This window comes from Streptomyces sp. NPDC041784 (genome assembly GCF_055591025.1).
Genome location: NZ_JBVJAB010000003.1, coordinates 547,210 through 565,227, shown reverse-complemented (window position 1 = coordinate 565,227; position 18,018 = coordinate 547,210). Strand labels below are relative to the sequence as shown.

The 18,018-nt window shown below is 75.0% G+C and carries 9 protein-coding genes, 1 tRNA gene and 1 pseudogene; 6 read left to right on the top strand and 5 right to left on the bottom strand.

The window, feature by feature from the left end; translation table 11 throughout:
• Nucleotides 1–4: 4 nt before the first annotated feature.
• The 3 genes from ACZ6D7_RS09165 to ACZ6D7_RS09155 form a co-directional block, all read right to left on the bottom strand.
• On the bottom strand, nt 5–127 hold the full coding sequence (locus tag ACZ6D7_RS09165; RefSeq protein WP_469485807.1) for a putative leader peptide: 123 nt from the start codon (nt 125–127) through the stop codon (nt 5–7).
• A 138-nt stretch (nt 128–265) separates the two neighbouring features.
• A complete protein-coding gene (locus ACZ6D7_RS09160; protein WP_469485804.1) occupies nt 266–1,195 on the bottom strand; it encodes a carbohydrate kinase family protein in 930 nt (309 codons plus the stop codon).
• The gene (locus tag ACZ6D7_RS09155; protein WP_469485800.1) at nt 1,195–1,878 is read right to left on the bottom strand and encodes a class II aldolase/adducin family protein; all 684 of its coding nucleotides are present in this window, start codon (nt 1,876–1,878) and stop codon (nt 1,195–1,197) included. Before ACZ6D7_RS09155 ends, ACZ6D7_RS09160 begins: the two co-directional genes overlap by 1 nt.
• A gap of 57 nt (nt 1,879–1,935) precedes the next feature.
• Between ACZ6D7_RS09155 and ACZ6D7_RS09150 the strand changes: the two genes are divergently transcribed.
• Nucleotides 1,936–2,574, top strand: coding sequence for a TetR family transcriptional regulator (locus tag ACZ6D7_RS09150; protein ID WP_469485797.1), 639 nt, complete (start codon nt 1,936–1,938; stop codon nt 2,572–2,574).
• 127 nt (nt 2,575–2,701) lie between these two features.
• Here ACZ6D7_RS09150 and ACZ6D7_RS09145 read toward each other — a convergent pair.
• Nucleotides 2,702–2,775, bottom strand: a tRNA-Pro gene (locus tag ACZ6D7_RS09145).
• A gap of 165 nt (nt 2,776–2,940) precedes the next feature.
• Here ACZ6D7_RS09145 and ACZ6D7_RS09140 point away from each other — a divergent pair.
• Nucleotides 2,941–3,258, top strand: a pseudogene (locus tag ACZ6D7_RS09140) (SbtR family transcriptional regulator); the annotation flags it as partial.
• A gap of 34 nt (nt 3,259–3,292) precedes the next feature.
• Here ACZ6D7_RS09140 and ACZ6D7_RS09135 read toward each other — a convergent pair.
• Nucleotides 3,293–4,624, bottom strand: coding sequence for a serine hydrolase domain-containing protein (locus ACZ6D7_RS09135; protein ID WP_469485795.1), 1,332 nt, complete (start codon nt 4,622–4,624; stop codon nt 3,293–3,295).
• A 173-nt stretch (nt 4,625–4,797) separates the two neighbouring features.
• Here ACZ6D7_RS09135 and ACZ6D7_RS09130 point away from each other — a divergent pair, with 173 nt between their 5' ends.
• From ACZ6D7_RS09130 to ACZ6D7_RS09115, 4 genes are all read left to right on the top strand, one after another.
• Complete coding sequence (locus tag ACZ6D7_RS09130; RefSeq protein WP_469485791.1) at nt 4,798–5,568, top strand: SDR family NAD(P)-dependent oxidoreductase; 771 nt, start codon at nt 4,798–4,800, stop codon at nt 5,566–5,568.
• A gap of 555 nt (nt 5,569–6,123) precedes the next feature.
• On the top strand, nt 6,124–13,092 hold the full coding sequence (locus tag ACZ6D7_RS09125) for an SDR family oxidoreductase (RefSeq protein WP_469485789.1): 6,969 nt from the start codon (nt 6,124–6,126) through the stop codon (nt 13,090–13,092).
• Between the two features lie 44 nt (nt 13,093–13,136).
• Nucleotides 13,137–17,711: a beta-ketoacyl synthase N-terminal-like domain-containing protein gene (locus ACZ6D7_RS09120; protein ID WP_469486063.1), complete on the top strand. Its 4,575-nt coding sequence runs from the start codon at nt 13,137–13,139 to the stop codon at nt 17,709–17,711.
• A complete protein-coding gene (locus ACZ6D7_RS09115) occupies nt 17,708–18,016 on the top strand; it encodes an acyl carrier protein (protein ID WP_469485786.1) in 309 nt (102 codons plus the stop codon). The genes ACZ6D7_RS09120 and ACZ6D7_RS09115 overlap by 4 nt, the downstream gene beginning before the upstream one ends.
• The last annotated feature ends 2 nt before the right edge of the window (nt 18,017–18,018 follow it).

Genomic DNA, 18,018 nt, shown 5'->3' with positions numbered 1-18,018 from the left:
CGGCTCAGCCCTGGTGGCTGATCGCGCTGCACACGCGCTGCAGGTCGATGTGACGGCGGGAGGTGAGCAGGGGCGACGACCATGCCGTACGGCTCGCTCGGCCGGTGGCAGGCTCCTGTCGTCCCATGATTCCCTACCCGTTCACTAGGATTCCCGTACCGAGTGTCGATCGGCCCCCGTCCGTCGTCAAGGGGGCGTCCACCAGGTGAGTCCGCGGCCGCGGTTCCCTCACTCCGGCCGGCCGTCGCGCCCCTCCGGCGTCATCTCACGCGTGGGACGTGGCCGTCGCGGCGAACGCGTCGGCGGCGGCGAGGTCGAAGTCGCCGTGGTCGCTGCCGAGGCCCTGCGCGACGAGCGCCGCGGCGGCGCTGCCGAGGACGGCGGCGTCGCTCGGCGTACGGCCGAGGCCCACGCCCCGCAGATAGCCCGCGGAGAACGCGTCGCCGCACCCGGTGGTGTCGACGACGTCGACGACGAAGGCGGGCACCGGTTCCGCGCCGTCGGCGGTCACCACGAGCGCGCCGTCCCCGCCGCGCGTGACGGCGACGACGCCCGCCCCGGCGCCCAGGAGCTTGCGCGCCCCCTTGAGCAGGTCGTCCTCGCCGGTGAAGCCGAGGACCTGGTCCTCGTTGGGCAGGAAGTGGTCGATGTGGGGCAGGGCCGCCTCGATCTGCTCGAAGCCGCCGAGGACACCCGGCGCGAGCAGGTCGACGGAGGTGACGACGCCGTGCTCCTTGGCGTACGACAGGATGCGGGTGGCGGTGTCGACGCCGATCAGCTCGGGGCCGCCGAGGTGCAGATGGGTGGCCTGGGCGAGGGCGTCCCAGGGGACGTCGTCGAGGCCGTAGGTGATGTTGGCGCCCAGCAGGTGGAGCGAGGGCCGGTCGCCGTTGGGGCGGATGGGCAGAACGCTCGCGGAGGTGGCGGTGTCCGTGCGGCGGACGAGGAACTCGGTGTCGATGCCCGCCCTGCCGAGCAGTTGGACGAGCAGGTCGCCGGTGGGGTCGGTGCCGACGGCGCCCGCGCTGCGCACCTCGGCGCCCAGCTTGGCGAGGGTGAGGGCGGTGCCGCCGGCCGTTCCGGCGGCGGTCATCCGGATGTCCTCGACGAGCGTCGCGCCCTGGCCCTCGGGTATCTCCTCCACCGGCCGCACCAGCACGTCCAGCACGTGCACGCCCATCGTGAAGACCTTCATCACTGTCCCTCCTGCGTGGGTGGTACGGGGTGGGTGGTGCCGTAGTCGCGGGCGATCGCGGCCTCGATCACCGCGAGCTGCTGCTGTTCGTCGAGGAAGCGGGGCCGGCCCATGGTGGCCGCGCGCTGGTAGACGCCGCAGGCCCATTCGAGGAGCAGGGCGTGCTCGACGGCCTTGCCGAGGGTCGTCGCGTGGGTGACCGCGCCGTGGTTCGCCATCAGGGCGGCGCCACGGCCGTCGAGGGCGGCGAGGACGGACTCGGCGAGTTCCGGGGTGCCGAAGGTGGCGTACGGCGCGACCCGCACGGTGCCGCCCAGCGCGAGCAACTGATAGTGGACGCAGGGCAGTTCGTCGAGCACGCAGGAGACCGCGGTGGCCATCGGGGCGTGGGTGTGGACGACGGCGCCGGTGCCATAGCGGTGGTAGACGCCGAGGTGGAGGTCCAGTTCGGAGGTGGGCCGCAGGGTGCCGGCCACGATCTTTCCGTCGAGGTCGACCACGGTCACCTGGTCCGGCGTCAGTTCGGCGAGGACCGCTCCGGTCGCGGTGACGGCGACCAGGTCGTCGACACGGACGCTCACGTTCCCTGCCGTGCCGATGAGGAGGCCCTCGGCCCCCAGGCGCCGGCAGACGTCCGCCACGGCGGCCCGTTCCCTGCTCAGCGCCGAGCTTGAGGCGGTCATGGGCGCGAAGGTAGCGTAAACCTGAAACAAAGTCACGTTCACGTTCGGAGACGATTCTTGGACCGGCCGACCACGGAAACGGGTGCCGCTTCCCTGCGCCGCACACCCCGGCAGGCGCGCAGCAGGGCGCGGCTGGCGCTGCTCCTCCAGGCTGCCGAGCGGATCCTGGTGGAGGACGGCGTCGAGGCGCTCACCACGACCCGGGTCGCGGCCGAGGCGGGGGTGTCGGTCGGCTCGCTGTACCAGTACCTGCCGGACCGGGGCGCGATCATCGACGCCCTGGCGGCGGGCTGGTTCACCCGCCTCGAAGGGGCGATGGACGACCTGGCGGAGGCCGCCACGAAGGAGCGCTGGGACGATCCGGTGGGCGTCCTCGTCGACGCGTACGCGGGGATCTACCGGACGGAACACGGTTTCCGCGCCCTGTGGTTCGGCAGCGGGCTGACCGAGCGCACCCGGGCCGCCGACCGCGAGCACAAGCGCCGGATGGCCGACGGGATCCGCCGGGTGCTGCTGGCGCTGGAGGTGGCCCGCGACGACGAGGCGCTCGCCCGGGCCTGTCACGCCGCGATCCTCGCGGCCGACGCCCTCGCCCAGGAGGCCTTCCGCCGGGACGCGAACGGCGACGCGGCGCTGCTCGACGAGGCGAAGGTGATGCTGCGCGGGTATCTGGCGGACGTGGTGGCGCGGTACTGACGTCGGCCGCCGGGGCGCGCCACCGGGACGGCAGGGGGCCCGCAAGGGGCGGAAAACGCCGGAAGCCGCTTTCCCGGCGCCGTGGAAACGGCTCGGGAAAACGGCTTCCGATTGGTGACCTCACCAGTCGGGACGACAGGATTTGAACCTGCGACCCCTTGACCCCCAGTCAAGTGCGCTACCAAGCTGCGCCACGTCCCGCCGCGCTGCCGCGGCGGTGAGCTGCGGGAACGCGCAGGTAAACCTTACCGCACGTGGGCGGGTGCGGCGGTCGGGACCTGCTGGGCGGCCGGGCCCGAGGGGTGGGCGGCGCGCCGTACGGGGACCAGGAGGGCGGCGAGGGCCGCGCCCAGGCACAGCACCGTGGAGGTCGCGGGGCTGGAGCCGTGGGAGGCGCTCACCTCCTGGCTGGACCGCTTCGCGGGCTACATGGTCACCAAGCGGGCGGTGCGCGAGGCCCTGGAGGGCGGCACGGAGATCTTCCAGGCATGCCGCGAATCGATGTACGCGGCGGGCGGCCCGCTGTTCGAGCGGGCGCAGCGGGCCGGGGCCGCCCGGGCCGACATGGACTTCGGCGATCTGCTGCGGATGGTCGCCGGCATCACGGCGACCGCCTTCACCGACGACGCGCAGCGCGACCGCGTCCTGGGCATCGCCCTGGACGGGGTGCGCGCCGCGCGTTGAGCGGGCCGTCCGACGTCGCGGACGGGAGACCGGGTCAGCCGGCCAACGGGTGGGCGGGGTCCAGGAGTTCTGCGATCCGCTCGACGACGGTCTGGGCCGTGTTGCCGTTGGGAGCGTCCGGTCCGACCGTCGTGGAGACCGCGATGGACAGCCGCTTGTGCGGTTCGTACGCCATCACGGCCGCGTAGCCGAAGAAGGACGGGTTCTGCACGACCCAGCCGTTCTTGACGAGGACGCCGAGACCGAAGTGGAAGTCCTCGGTCATCGGCAGGCACACCGTGGCGGGACACGTGGCCGTCGGCCGGCCGAGGCCCACCGTGCCCGGGTTCAGCTGGGTGCGGAAGGAGGCCGGTGAGAGCAGTTCGCCCGATCCGATGCCCTGCCCGGAGCGGGCGAGGTCGCAGATGTCCTGGGTCAGGACCGCGCCGGGGGCGGTGGTCCAGGACGGGTTGAAGTAGGTGGACTCCTCGTAGGTGCCGCGCTCGTCGTCGTAGGCGTGCAGGACGGGCTCCGGGATGACCGCGGTGTCGTTGTTGCGGGTGTTGCGCAGGTCGAGGGGGCCGATGACGCGCTGCCGCAGGAGGCGGTCGAGCGGGGTGCGGGTGATCTTCTCCAGGGCGCGGCCCAGGAGGACGAAGTTGGCGTGCGAGTAGCTCCAGTTGGTGCCGGGCTTGTACCACAGGGGGTGGCTCAGGGAGATCCCGACGAGTTCCTTCGGCGTCCAGTGCTGCCACGGGTCGGCGTAGAGCTTCTTCAGGAACGCCGGGTCGGTGACGTAGTCGTGCAGACCCGAGGTCGAGGAGCCGAGCATGCGCAGGGTGATCTTGTCGCCGTGCGGCAGGTCGGGCAGCCAGCGGGAGACCTTGTCGTCCAGGCCCGCCTTGTGCTCCTGGACGAGCTGGAGCAGCACGGTGCCGAGGAACGCGATGCCGACCGAGCCGGTGCGCAAGTGCATGGCGGGGGTGGCGGGCACGTCCGTCATGGACTCGCCGACCGCGCCGGTCACGAGCGGGCGTCCGCCGACCGTGACCCGCACGATGGCGGCCTCGAGATCGAGGTCCCGCTTGGCCTGGCGGACGATGCCGAGGACCTCGCGCGCCTGGCCGGAGGGGTCACGGGTGGCGACGCACGCCCGGTCCCGACCGTCGGGAGGGGCGGCCCCGACTGGCTCGGCGGCCCCGGTGGGCCCGGTGGCCCCGGTGGGCCCGGTGGGCCCGGTGGCCCCGGCGGCCCCGGCGGCCCCGGCGGCCCCGGCGGCCCCGGCGGCCCCGGCGGCCTCGGCGGCCTCGGTGGTGGCGGACGCGGTCTGGAGGGTGGTGGCGAGGAGGGCGGCGGCGCACAGCACCGCCGTACGGGTACGCGTCATAGGCGCACTATGGGCCGGTCACCGCGATCGCCCCGATGCCAACACTCGGGACCCGGCCGCGCCGGACCCGTACGGACGTATGAAGGCACGGGGCACGGGGCATGGGGCATGGGGCACGGACAGATGTCGAGGTCGTGAAGGTCGTCATCGCCGACTCACCGGGATTGTGAGGCATGAAGGACACCGAGGACTTCTCCCGCCGGCCGGGCGTCGCGTTCGTGGCGGGCGGGACCGGCGCGGTCGGCGCGGCCGTCGTACGCGTCCTGGCCGCGCGCGGCAGTGCGGTGGTGTTCACCTACCGGTCCCGTCGCGCTGCGGCCGAGGCGCTGGCCGGTGAGGTGAAGGGGATGGTCGAGGCGCTGCCCCTGGACCTCACCGACGAGTCGGCGACGGCCCGTGCGGTGGCCTCGGCCGCCGAGGCGTACGGCGGGATCCACACGCTGGTGTACGCGGCCGGTCCGCATGTGCCGATGCGGCATCTGAGCCGGGTGTCGCCGGGCGAGTACCGGGCCCAACTGGAGGGCGACGCGGTGGCGTTCTTCAACCTCGTCCATCCGGCGCTGGGACCGCTGCGGGCGAGCCGGGGCAGCGTCGTCGCGGTCACCACGGTCGCCACCCGGCGCTTCCCGGTGCGCGACGGGCTGTCCTCCGGCGCGAAGGGGGCCGTGGAGGCGGTCGCCCGCGCGCTGGCCGCCGAGGAGGGCCGCTACGGGGTGCGCGTCAACTGCGTCGCCCCCGGCATGCTCGCGGACGGCATCGCCGCCCGGCTGATCGAGTCGGGCGAACTGGACGACGCGGCCCTCGCGGTCACCCGGCGCGCCATCCCGCTGCGCCGGTTCGGCGCGGCGGCGGACATCGCGGAGGCGGTGTCCTTCCTCGCCTCGGACCGGGCCGGGTTCATCACCGGGCAGGCGTTGGGGGTGGACGGCGGCTACAGCGTGTGAGCCGACGTCAGCTCCCTTGGCCGGGCGGACTGTTCGAGCGCGCGCACTCCGCAGTCAGGCCGGTCGACGACCTCCCGAGGACCGGCCTGACTGCGTAGTCACGCCAGTCTTGGCGGCGGATCGGCGCACGTCAAGACCCGTCTCGTCCCTTCCCAGTCACTCGGCGGTCGACACACAGAGTTTTCCCTGTCGACCACAAGGGGCCGAGAAAGGGCCTACCGATTCGGACATGTAATCCAAAGGAACGCATTTCTTGCGGTCGTTCATGTTTCTACGATGTGAGTGGTGGGTGAACGACGTCGGACCCGAAAGGAATTCATCCGATTTCCTACGCCCTGGCCGCCGGTCCATGACTGACCGAATCAATGCGCCTGGTTACCGGCCGATCGTTCGAACGTTGACCAGTGAGTAATAAGAGCACTACCTTTCAACGCGTTTCGAGCAAGCGTCTTTCGTTGCGTGTTCCGTGGTGATCTGGTCCCGCTGGAATGCGGTGCACCGCCTTTGCTGTCCTGAACCCCCCACCCTGCGGTTTCATCCTTGATTCGGAGAATCATGACGTCCGCTGCGCGTTCCGAGGACATGATCATCGGCATCACTCCCTTCGGCGAGCCCGACGCCGGCCTCGCCCTGGCGGTCGGCCGGGCCGGCGGGCTCGGGGTGCTCGATCTGGGGGCCGGGGACCGAAGATCGCGGGAGGCGCTGGCCCGGCTGCGACGCGCGTCACCCGGCGCGTTCGGGGTCCGGGTGGGCCCGGGCTGCCGGCTCGCCCCGGCGGACCTGGGAACCGGCGGCCCGCACACGGTGGTCCTGGCCGCGAACGCCCCCTGGCCGGTCGCGGAGGTCGCCGAGCGGTACCGGGTCCTGGTGGAGGTCACCGGACTCGACAGCGCGCGGGAGGCGGTGCGCGCGGGGGCGCACGGGCTGATCGCGCGGGGCGCGGAGTGCGGCGGCCGGATCGGCGAGCTGAGCACGTTCGTGCTGCTCCAGCAGCTACTCGCCGCCCCCGACACGCAGCTGCCGGTGTGGGCGTGCGGGGGCATCGGCCCGCGCACGGCCGCCGCCGCGGTGGCCGGCGGGGCGGCCGGGGTCGTCCTGGACACCCAGCTCTCGCTGCTGGCCGAGTCCGCGCTGCCCGAGCCCGCGGCCGCGGCGCTGCGGACGATGGACGGCTCGGAGACCGTCGTCGTGGCCGGACACCGCGTCCTCCTGCGCCGCGGCCCGGACGCCCCGGCACTCCCCGAGGACGCCGCCCCGGACACGGTGGCGGCGCTGCTCGGCGCCCAGGACCCGACCGCGCAGCTGCTCCCGGTGGGCCAGGACGGCTTCCTCGCCGCCCGGTTCGCCGAGCGCTGGGGCGACGTACGGCGGACGGTGCGGGCGGTGCGCGACGCGGTCCTGGACGCCGTACGCGACGACACGGCCGTACGGGCATTGCGGGCGGACTCTCCGATGGGGCGGGCGCTGGGGACGCGGCTGCCGCTCGCGCAGGGGCCGATGACGCGGGTCAGTGACGAGGCCGGGTTCGCCGCGGCGGTCGCGGCGGAGGGGGCGCTGCCGTTCCTGGCGCTGGCGCTGGCGGACGGCGCGCGGACGCGGGCGATGCTCGCCGGCACCCGGGACGCGGTGGGCGGCGCTCCCTGGGGCGTGGGCGTGCTCGGCTTCGCGCCGGAGGACGTGCGCGCCGCCCAGCTGGAGGCCGTACGGGAGCTGCGGCCCACGCACGCGATCATCGCGGGCGGACGGCCGTCGCAGGCGCAGGCACTGGAGCGGGACGGCATCCGGACCTTTCTGCACGTGCCGTCCCCGGGGTTGCTGCGGCAGTTCCTCGAGGCCGGGGCGCGCCGGTTCGTGTTCGAGGGCTCGGAGTGCGGCGGGCATGTCGGGCCGCGGGGCAGCTTCCCGCTGTGGGAGGCCCAACTCGCCGTCCTGGAGGACTTCCTGGACGACACCACGGCCCCGCAGATCGAGGTGTTCTTCGCGGGCGGGGTGCACGACGAGCGCTCGGCGGCGATGGTGGCCGCGCTCGCCGCGCCGCTGACCGCGCGCGGGGCGGCCGTCGGCCTGCTGATGGGCACCGCCTACCTGTTCACCGAGGAGGCGGTGGCGCACGGCGCGATCCGGCCGCTGTTCCAGCGCCAGGTCCTGGCGGCCGAGCGCACCACCTTGCTGGAGTCGGCGCCGGGGCACGCCACCCGCTGTGTGCCCAGCCCGTTCGCGGCCGGCTACCGCGAGGAGGAGGCCCGGCTGCGCGCGCGGGGCGTGCCGGACCGCCGGATCTGGGAGGAGCTGGAGCGGCTCAACGTCGGCCGGCTGCGCCTCGCCAGCAAGGGCGTGACCCGGGAGAGCGACGGCGCCCTCACCCCCGTCGACGAGCGACGCCAACTGGACGAGGGGATGTTCATGGCCGGGGAGGTGGCCGTGCTGCGCTCGGCGACCACCACGCTCGCGGCGTTACACGCCTCGGTGACGACCGGCGCGGCCGGGCATCTCGCCCTGCGAGCGGGCGAGTTGGGGACGGCGAAGGTGGTCGAGCCCGAGCCGCCCGCCCCGCTGGACATCGCGATCGTCGGCATGGCCTGTATGTTCCCGCAGGCGCCCGACCTGCCCACCTTCTGGGCGAACGTCGTCGCGGGTGTGGACGCGGTCGGCGAGGTCCCGCCGCAGCGCTGGGACCCGGCCGTCCACCACGGCGAGTCCACCCCGTCCAAGTGGGGCGGCTTCCTGCCCCCGATCCCCTTCGACCCGCTGCGCTACGGCATCCCGCCCGCCTCCCTCGGCAGCATCGAGCCGGTGCAGCTGCTGTCCCTGGAGGCCGCCCGGCGGGCCCTGGAGGACGCCGGATACGGTGACGGGGGGCGGGAGTTCGACCGCTCGCGCACCTCGGTGGTGTTCGGCGCGGAGGCGGGCAGCGATCTGTCGAACGCGGCGACCCTGCGGGCCGTGCTGCCGTCGTTCTACGGGAAGGTCCCGGCGGGGCTGGACGACCAGCTCCCGCGGCTCACCGAGGACTCCTTCCCCGGCATGCTCGCCAACGTGATCTCCGGGCGGATCGCAAACCGGCTCGACCTCGGCGGCGCCAACTACACCGTGGACGCCGCCTGCGCCTCCTCGCTCGCCGCGGTGGACGTCGCCTGCAAGGAACTCGTCGGCGGCACCAGTGACGTGGTGCTGTGCGGCGGCGCCGACCTGCACAACGGCATCAACGACTACGTGCTCTTCTCCTCCGTCCACGCCCTCTCCCCCACTGGCCGCTCCCGGGCCTTCGACGGCTCGGCCGACGGCATCGCGCTCGGCGAGGGCGTGGCCTGTGTCGTCCTGAAGCGGCTCGCGGACGCCGAGCGCGACGGCGACCGGATCTACGGGGTGGTCAAGGGCCTCGGCTCCTCCAGCGACGGGCGCTCCCTCGGTCTGACCGCGCCCCGCCCCGAGGGCCAGCGGTCGGCGCTGGAGCGGGCCTACCGCAACGCGGGCGTCTCCCCGGCCGACGTCGGCCTGGTCGAGGCGCACGGCACCGGCACGGTGGTCGGCGACCGCACCGAACTCCGCATCCTGAGCGAGGTGTTCACGGAGGCGGGTGCCACGTCCGGTGACTGCGTGCTCGGTTCGGTGAAGTCGCAGATCGGCCACACCAAGTGCGCCGCCGGACTGGCCGGGCTGATCAAGACGGTGCTGGCGCTCCACACGGGCGTCAGGCCGCCCACCCTGCACGTCGAGAGGCCCAACGCGGCCTGGGACGCGGAGGGCAGCCCCTTCGCCTTCCACGCGCATGCCCGGCCCTGGGCGGCGCCGGCGGAGGAACGCCTCGCCGGGGTCAGCGCGTTCGGCTTCGGCGGCACCAACTTCCATGTCGTGCTGAGCGCCTACGCCGACGGTGTGCCGCCGGTGCGCGGTCTGGACGCCTGGCCGGCCGAACTGTTCCTCTTCCGGGGGCGGGACGAGAGGGCCGCCCGCCGTGCGGCGGAGGAGCTGCTGACGGCCGCGGAGGCCGAGGGGCGGCCGTGGCGGCTGCGGGACCTGGCGCTGAGCGCGGCACGGCGGGCGGACGCGAGCGGGGATCCGGCGCGGATCACGGTCGTGGCGGACGACGTGGACGATCTCGTCGCGAAGCTGCGGCGGGCGCTGCGCGGCGAGCACGCGCCCCGGGACGGGGTCCACCTGGCCGGGCGGGACGGCGCCGGGCGCGGAGAGGGCGAGGCAGGGCACGGGGACGGGGGGACCGAGCACGGGGAGGGTGAGGCCGCCGCGGGCAAGGTCGCCTTCCTCTTCCCCGGCCAGGGCAGCCAGCGCCCCGGCATGCTCGCCGACCTGTTCGTCACCTTCCCCGAGCTGCACGCCTATCTGGAACTGGGCCGGGCCCACGCCGGGGCGCTGTACCCGCCGGCCGCCTTCGACGACGCCGTACGCGAGCGGCAGCGGGCCGCGCTGACCGACACCCGGGTGGCGCAGCCCGCCCTCGGTGTCGCCGGGCTCGCCGCGCACGCCGTGCTCACCTCCGCCGGTGTCCGTCCGGACATGGCGGCCGGACACAGCTACGGCGAGCTGGTCGCCCTGTGCGCGGCCGGCGCCCTCGACCCGCAGACGCTGCTGGAGCTGAGTTCCGAGCGGGCGGCGGCGATCCTCGCGGCGGCCGGGTCCGCCGGGCCGGAACCGGGCACCATGGCCGCCGTCTCGGCCGGCGCCGAGGAGGTCCGTCAGACGCTCCGCGCGATCGGCGCGCCGGAGTCCGTCGTCGTCGCCAACCTCAACTCGCCCCGGCAGACGGTGATCTCGGGGGCGACCGACGAGGTCGCCGAGACCGTACGGCTGCTGCGCGAGGCGGGTCTCGGCGCCAAGCGCATCCCCGTGGCCTGCGCCTTCCACAGCCCGCTGGTCGCCGGGGCGGGCGAGCGGTTCGCCACGGCGCTCGCGGCCCGTCCGGTGCACCCGCCCGAGTTCCCGGTGTGGGCCAACCGCACGGCCGCCCCGTACCCCGCCGACGCGGACGCCGTACGGAGTGAACTCGCCGCCCAGATCGGCGCCCCGGTCGCCTTCGTCGAGCAGGTCGAGTCGATGTACGAGGCGGGGGCGCGGATCTTCGTCGAGGCCGGTCCGGGGTCCGTGCTGACCCGCCTGGCCGGGCAGATCCTCGGCGACCGCCCGCACCGCACGGTGGCCCCCGAACCCCGCCCGGACTCCGGTCTGCGCGGCTGGCTGGACGCCCTGGCCCAGCTCGCCGTCGCGGGGCTGCCGGTGCGCGCCGGATGGCTGCTGCGCGGACGGGACGCGGTCGACGCCGTCCGCACGCCCGTGCCGAAGCGGCCCGGCTGGACGGTGGACGGGCAGCTGGTCCGCACCGCCGCCGGCGCCCTCCTCCCCGGTGCGCTCGCACCGGCCCGACGAGTCGTGGAACCCCTGGAGGCGACTGTGACGACGAATCCCCCGCACGGCGTCCCGTCCGACCGGGACGCCCTGATCTCCGAATTCCTGCGCACCAGCCGGGAGATGATCGCCGCCCAACGGGACGTGCTGCTGACCTACTTCGGGGCGGACCCGGCGGCGCGGATCGCCGCGCCCGCCGTGGTGGGCGCGCCGGTGCTCCAGGCCGTGCCTGAACCGGTCGCGGCGGTGGCGGCGGCGGTGGCGGTGGCGGCGGAGCCGACGGCCGAGCCCGCCGCGCAGGCCGCTCCGGCGTCCGGGACGGACGTGGGGCAGGTCGTCCTGGAGATCATCAGTGAGCGCACCGGCTACCCCGTCGACATGATCGAGCCCGATCTCGACCTGGAGGCGGACCTCAGCATCGACTCCATCAAGCGGGCCGAGATCGCCGGGGAACTGGCCCGGCGCCTCGGCGCGGGGGGCGGTGCGGATCTCGCCTCGATGGACGACGCCGAGCTGGAGGAGCTGGCGAAGGCGCGTACGGCCGCGGCGGTGACGGACTGGCTCAGGGCCCGGCTGGGCGCCGGCCCGGCGGCCGGACCGGAACCCCGCTCGGAGGCCGCGGACGAGGCGGCCGACGAGGAGGTGGCCGACACCGCGGCCGGCACTGCGACCGACAAGGCGACCGACGAGGTGGCCGGTGAGCCGCCCGCGCGGCACGTCCTGCGGCCGGTCCTCCTCGCCACGTCGGACGACGCCTCCGCCGACCCCTCGGCCACCCTGTCCGGCACCCGCTGGACCGTCCTCGGCGACGCCCCCGAGACCGCCGCCCGGCTGACCGCCCACGGCGCCGAGGTCGTCGTACGCGGCCGGGACCACGTGCTGTCGGAGGCGGACGGGCCGGTCGACGGCGTGCTGTATGTGGGGGCGCTCACGGGCGGGGACGACACGCCGGTGCTGCCCGACACGTTCCCTGTGCTGAAGGCTGCCCTGGCGCGCGGCCCGAGGTGGCTGCTGGCCGTCCGCGGCGGCGCCGAGCCGGACGTCCGGTCGGCGGGGCTGCGCGGGCTGTTCCGCACCGTGGCACGGGAGTACCCGGAGACCCTCGCGCGGGTCGTCGACCTGGCCGACGCCTCGCCGTCGGCCGTCGCGGACGCGGTGGTCGGGGAGGCCGTGGCCGCCGACCGGGAGCCCGTCGTGCTGCGGACGGCGGCGGGACGGCACGGATTCGAGCTGGTGGAGGCGCCGCTGGGCGCGCTCGGCAGCACGGGCGCGGGACCGGCCGGGGACGGGGCCGCCGAGACGGCCGCGCTCGGTCTGGACCGGGACTCGGTGGTGGTGCTGGCGGGCGGGGCGCGGGGCATCACCGCGCAGTTCGCCGCCGCGCTCGCCGGTGCCGCCCGCTGCCGGCTGGAGCTGCTCGGCCGTACGCCCGCGCCGGACGGCCCGGAGGACGCGGACACCGCCGCCGCGCGCACCCCGGCGGAACTTCGGGCCGCTCTCGCCGCCCGGGGCGGGCTGAAGCCGGCCGAGATCAACCGGGCCGCCGAACTCCTGCTGGCCCAGCGGGAGATCACGGCCACGCTGGCCGAACTCGACGCGCTCGGCAGCCGGGTGCGCTACCGCTCGGTCGACTTCCGGGAGCCGGAGGCGGTGCTCCAGGCGGTGAAGGAGATCCACGCCGAGCACGGCCGGCTCGACGGTGTGGTCCACGCGGCCGGGGTCATCGAGGACCGGCTGATCGCCGAGAAGAGCGCCGAGTCCTTCCAGCGGGTCTACGCCACCAAGGCGACCGGCGCCGACGCCCTGCTCACGGCGCTGGAGGAGCTGCCGGCGGCGCCCGCGTTCACCGTGCTGTTCGGCAGCATCTCCGCCGTCCTGGGCAACCGGGGCCAGGTGGACTACGCGGCCGCCAACGACGCCCTGGAGACCCTCGGCGCGGCCTTCGCCGCCCGGACCGGGCAGCGGGCGGTGACCGTGCACTGGGGACCGTGGGCGCCCGCGGCCGGGCACGCCGGGATGGTCGGCGTGGAGCTGGCCCGCGAGTACGCCCGGCGCGGCATCGCGCTGATCGACCCGGAGGAGGGGACCGCGGCGCTGCTGCGGGAGCTGGCGTGGGGCGAGGAGTCGGCCACGGCCGTCGTCTACACCGCCTCGGGCTGGTGACGGCGCCGGTGACGCACCGTCAGACTCCCGTCGCCATCGTCGGGATGGCGGTGCTGCTGCCGGGCGCCCCCGACCTCGACACGTACTGGCGCAACCTGCGCGACGGCGTGGACGCGATCGGCGAGGTGCCCGCGGAGCGCTGGGACACGGACTACTACCGCCCCGGCACGGCGTCCGGCCCGGCCGTCGCGGACCGGGTGTACGCGCGGCGGGGCGGGTTCGTGGACGGGCTGGCGGAGGTGGAGGTCACCCGGTTCGGGATCATGCCGAACTCGGTGGCCGGCACCGAGCCCGACCAGCTGATCGCCCTGCACGTGGCCTCGGCCGCCCTCGACGACGCGGGCGGCACGGACCGCCTCCCCGACCGACGACGCGTCGGGGTCGTCCTCGGCCGGGGCGGCTACCTCACCCCGGGACTGGTCCGGCTCGACCAGCGGGTGCGCACGGCGGGCCAGCTGGTGCGGACGCTGGGCGAGCTGCTGCCGGACCTGACGGGCGACCAACTCGACCGGGTACGGACGGCGTTCACCGAACGGCTCGGCCCGGACAGTCCCGAGTCGGCGATCGGCCTGGTGCCCAACCTGGCCGCCTCCCGGGTCGCCAACCGGCTCGACCTGCGCGGGCCGGCGTACACGGTGGACGCGGCCTGTGCCTCCTCGCTGGTCGCGGTCGACCAGGCGGTGGGCGAACTCGCCTCCGGGCGCTGCGACCTGATGCTGGCGGGCGGCGTCCACCACTGTCACGACATCACCCTCTGGAGCGTCTTCTCGCAGCTGCGCGCCCTCTCCCCGAGCCAGCGCATCCGGCCCTTCCACCGGGACGCCGACGGCATCCTGATCGGCGAGGGCACCGGGGTGGTCGTCCTCAAGCGGCTCGCCGACGCCGAGCGCGACGGGGACCGGGTCTACGCCGTGATCCGGGGCACCGGGGTGGCGAGCGACGGCCGGGCGGCCGGGCTGGTCAACCCCGACCCGGGCGGCCAGGCCCAGGCCGTACGGCAGGCGTGGCGGGCCGCCGGGCTCGACCCCGCCGCGCCCGGCTCGATCGGTCTGCTGGAGGCCCACGGCACCGCGACCCCGGCGGGTGACGGCGCCGAACTGACCACGCTCGCCGACGTGTTCGGCCGGGGTGACGCACAGGACCCGGACAGCCCCGGAGCCGGCGACGCGGTCATCGGCTCGGTGAAGTCGATGATCGGGCACACCATGCCCGCCGCCGGCGTGGCCGGACTGGTCAAGGCCGCGCTCGCCGTCCACCACGGCGTGCTGCTGCCGACCCTGCACTGCGACGACCCGCATCCGGCGCTGGCCCGCACCCGGTTCCGTCCGCTGGAGAAGGCGGCCGACTGGGAGACCACCCCGGAGCGGCCGGTGCGCCGGGCGGCCGTCAACGCGTTCGGGTTCGGCGGCATCAACGCGCACGTCGTGCTGGAGCAGGCGCCGGGGGCCCAGGTGCCGGTCACCGGGGTCACCCGGGTGACCGAGCCCGAGCGCGTCCTGCTGCTCGCCGCCGCGTCCCCGGAGGGCCTCGCCGCACTCCTCGACGCCGACGACGACACCGTACGCGCCGGCGGACTCGACCCGGCCGCCCCGTGGCCGAACGGTGGGCCGGACGGTGGGCCGGACGCGGGGCCGGTCCGGCTCGGCATCGTCGACCCGACCGCGAAGCGGCTGGCCCTGGCCCGCCGCGCCGTCGCCAAGGGGCGCGCCTGGCACGGCCGCAGCGACGTCTGGTTCCGGCCCGGCCCTCTCCTGGGCGCCGACCACGGCAGGCTGGCGTTCCTCTTCCCCGGCCTGGAGGGCGACTTCACGCCACGGGTCGACGACGTCGCCGCCCACTTCGGGCTGCCCGCCCCCGCGCTCCCGAGCGAGCGGACCGACGACGTCGGCCGGCACGGCTTCGGCGTGGTCGCCGTCGGCCGGCTCCTGGACACGGCACTGCGCCGCACCGGGATCGTGCCGGACGCGGTCGCCGGGCACAGCGTCGGCGAGTGGACCGCGATGGCGGCGGGCGGGCTGTACGCCGGGGACGAGGTCGACGCCTTCATGGCGGACTTCGACCCGGACTCGGTGAGCGTGCCCGGCCTCGCGTTCGGGGCGATCGGCGCGGGGGCCGAGCGGGTCCTCGACGCCCTGCGCGAGGAGGGCGGGGCCGCGGCGGGTCTCGTCCTCTCCCACGACAACGCGCCCGGCCAGTCGATGGTGTGCGGTCCCGAGCCGGCGGTCGAGGACTTCATCCGGGCGTTCCGGGCCCGGGGGGTGCTCAGCCAGGTGCTGCCGTTCCGGTCCGGCTTCCACACACCGATGCTGGAGCCGCACCTCGGCCCGATCAAGGAGGCGGCGTCCCGCTTCCGGCTGCACCCGCCGCACACCCCCGTCTGGTCGGGGACGACCGCCGCTCCCTTCCCCGAGGACCCGTCGGGGATACGGGAGTTGTTCGTCCGGCATCTGCTGGAGCCGGTCCGTTTCCGGCAGTTGGCGGAGGCGCTGTACGCCTCGGGGCACCGGGTGTTCGTCCAGGTCGGCCCCGGCCGGCTCGGCTCGCTCGTCGGCGACACGCTGGGGAGCCGGGACCATCTGGTCGTCGCGGCCAACTCCCCGCACCGCACGGGCCTCGCCCAGCTCCGCCGGGTGGCCACCGCCCTGTGGACGGCGGGGGCGGACGTGGCTCCGGCGCTCACCTCGTCACGACCGGGCGCGATCCGACGCCCGGCGACCCGACGGCCCGCGGTACGGCTGGACCTGGGCGGCGCCCTCGTGTCCCTCGCACCGGAGCGGCTGGCCGAACTACGCGACGAACTGCGCACCGAACCGCGCAAAGAACCGCGCACCGAGCCCGGTTCCGAACGGCGCACCGAGGCGTGGCCCGCCCGCCCGGTGGCGGCACCGGCCGGCCCGTCCTCTCTCGACGCCCTCGTCGAACGCTCCCCGATGGCCGCGGAGTTGAGCGCCCTGCTCCGCGAGACGGCGGACACGGCCGCCGCGCTCATGACCGCACGGCGCCTTCCCCCGGTCCGACCCCCGGCCCGGCCCGCGGCCCTGCCCCCGGCCCTGCCCGCGCCGCTGCGCACCACGGTGCACGTCTCCCCCGACGCCATGCCCTACCTCCTGGACCACTGCTTCTTCCCGCAGCGCCCCGGCTGGCCGGACGTCGCCGACCGGTGGCCGGTCGTGCCCGCGACGACGATCGTGCGGCACATCATGGACGCGGCCCGCGAGGCCGTCCCGGGCGCGGTGCCCGTCGCCGTGCACGGGGCGCGGTTCGAGGAGTGGCTGACCGCCACCCCGGCCGTGGACGTCCCGGTGACCGTGACCCCGCAGGCCCCGGACCGCGTGGCCGTCTCCTTCGGCCCGCGCGCCCGCGCCACCGTCGAACTGGCCCCGGCCCACCCGTCGTCCGCCCCCGCCCCCTGGCCCGTCGACCCGGCCGCCGAGCGCGCCCCCGACCACACCGCCGCCCAGCTCTACGCGGAGCGCTGGATGTTCCACGGCCCGGAGTTCCAGGGCGTCACCGAGCTGACCGCGCTCGGCGACCGCCATGTGCGCGGGATCATCACCACCCCGTCCGCGCCGGGCGCGCTGCTGGACAACGTGGGCCAGATCCTCGGCTACTGGATCATGGCGACGCGCACCGAGCGGACCGTCGTGTTCCCGGTCGGCATGCGGGAGATGCGCTTCCACGGCCCGCACCCGGCAGCGGGGACCGAGGTGGCCTGCCACATCCGGATCACCTCGCTCACCGACGCCGTCCTGGAGGCCGACGTCCAGTTGACGGTCGACGGCACGGTGTGGGCGGAGCTGTCCGGCTGGCAGGACCGGCGTTTCGACAACGATCCCCGCACGCGTCCCGTGGAGCGTTTCCCGGACCGCAACACGCTCTCCGAGGCCCGGCCGGGCGGCTGGTCGCTGCTGCACGAGAGGTGGCCGGACCTGGCGTCCCGGGAGCTGATCATGCGCAACTCCCTGGGCGGCGCCGAGCGTTCGCAGTACGCGGCGCACGCCCCGCGCGGGCGCCGGCAGTGGCTGCTGGGCCGGATCGCGGTGAAGGACGCCGTACGGCGGTGGCTGTGGGACCAGGGCGAGGGCCCGGTCTTCCCGGCGGAGCTGCGGGTGGACAACGACGAGGCGGGCCGCCCGTACGTCACCGGTGTGCACGGCCGGGTGCTGCCCGCGCTGGACGTGTCCCTCGCGCACTGCGCGGAGGCGGGCGTGGCGATCGTCCGGCCGCACACACCCGGCCCGGGTCCCGGCATCGATGTCGAGGAGGTCACCGACCGCACCCCGCAGACCCTGCCCACCGCCCTCGCTCCGGCCGAACTCCGGCTGCTCCAGGCGCTGTCGGCGTCCGGCGAGGACTCCGAGGCGCGGTGGTTCACCCGTTTCTGGGCGGCGAAGGAGGCGGTCGCCAAGGCGGAGGGCACCGGGTTCGGCGGGCGGCCGCGGGACTTCACGGTGCTCGACGCGAGCGCGTCCGGCGACCGGCTGACCGTCGCGGGCCGTCTGGAACGCGCCTACACCGTGCACTGCGAGCCGTCCGTCAACCCGCCCGGCCTGCCGGCCCGGGAGTACGTCGTGGCCTGGACCACGGGCCCCGCCCCAGCGAAGGAGTACGACCGATGACCCCCGTCACCGCGGACGAGGAGACCGTCCTCGCCGACCTCACCGGCATGCTCGCGCGGCTCCTGGAGGACGAGTACGGCCTCGACGACGTCGAGATCGGCATGGGAACCACGTTCAACCGCGATCTGGAGCTGGAGAGCATCGACCTGGTCACGCTGGCCGGGATGCTCCAGGAGCGGTACGGCGAGCGGGTCAACTTCGCCGAGTTCCTGGCCGGCATGGAGTTCGACGAGATCATCGAGCTGACCGTCGGCCGACTGGTCGAGTACGTCGTGACCAGCCTGAAGGCCACGGAGGCGAGCTGAGC

Bases quoted from the DNA above. Each gene is read 5' to 3' on its own strand.
- ACZ6D7_RS09120 (WP_469486063.1), top strand. From the start codon at position 13,137: ATGGCGGTGCTGCTGCCGGGCGCCCCCGACCTCGACACGTACTGGCGC.
- ACZ6D7_RS09165 (WP_469485807.1), bottom strand. From the start codon at position 127: ATGGGACGACAGGAGCCTGCCACCGGCCGAGCGAGCCGTACGGCATGG.
- ACZ6D7_RS09160 (WP_469485804.1), bottom strand. From the start codon at position 1,195: ATGAAGGTCTTCACGATGGGCGTGCACGTGCTGGACGTGCTGGTGCGG.
- ACZ6D7_RS09135 (WP_469485795.1), bottom strand. From the start codon at position 4,624: ATGACGCGTACCCGTACGGCGGTGCTGTGCGCCGCCGCCCTCCTCGCC.
- ACZ6D7_RS09130 (WP_469485791.1), top strand. From the start codon at position 4,798: ATGAAGGACACCGAGGACTTCTCCCGCCGGCCGGGCGTCGCGTTCGTG.
- ACZ6D7_RS09125 (WP_469485789.1), top strand. From the start codon at position 6,124: ATGACGTCCGCTGCGCGTTCCGAGGACATGATCATCGGCATCACTCCC.
- ACZ6D7_RS09155 (WP_469485800.1), bottom strand. From the start codon at position 1,878: ATGACCGCCTCAAGCTCGGCGCTGAGCAGGGAACGGGCCGCCGTGGCG.
- ACZ6D7_RS09115 (WP_469485786.1), top strand. From the start codon at position 17,708: ATGACCCCCGTCACCGCGGACGAGGAGACCGTCCTCGCCGACCTCACC.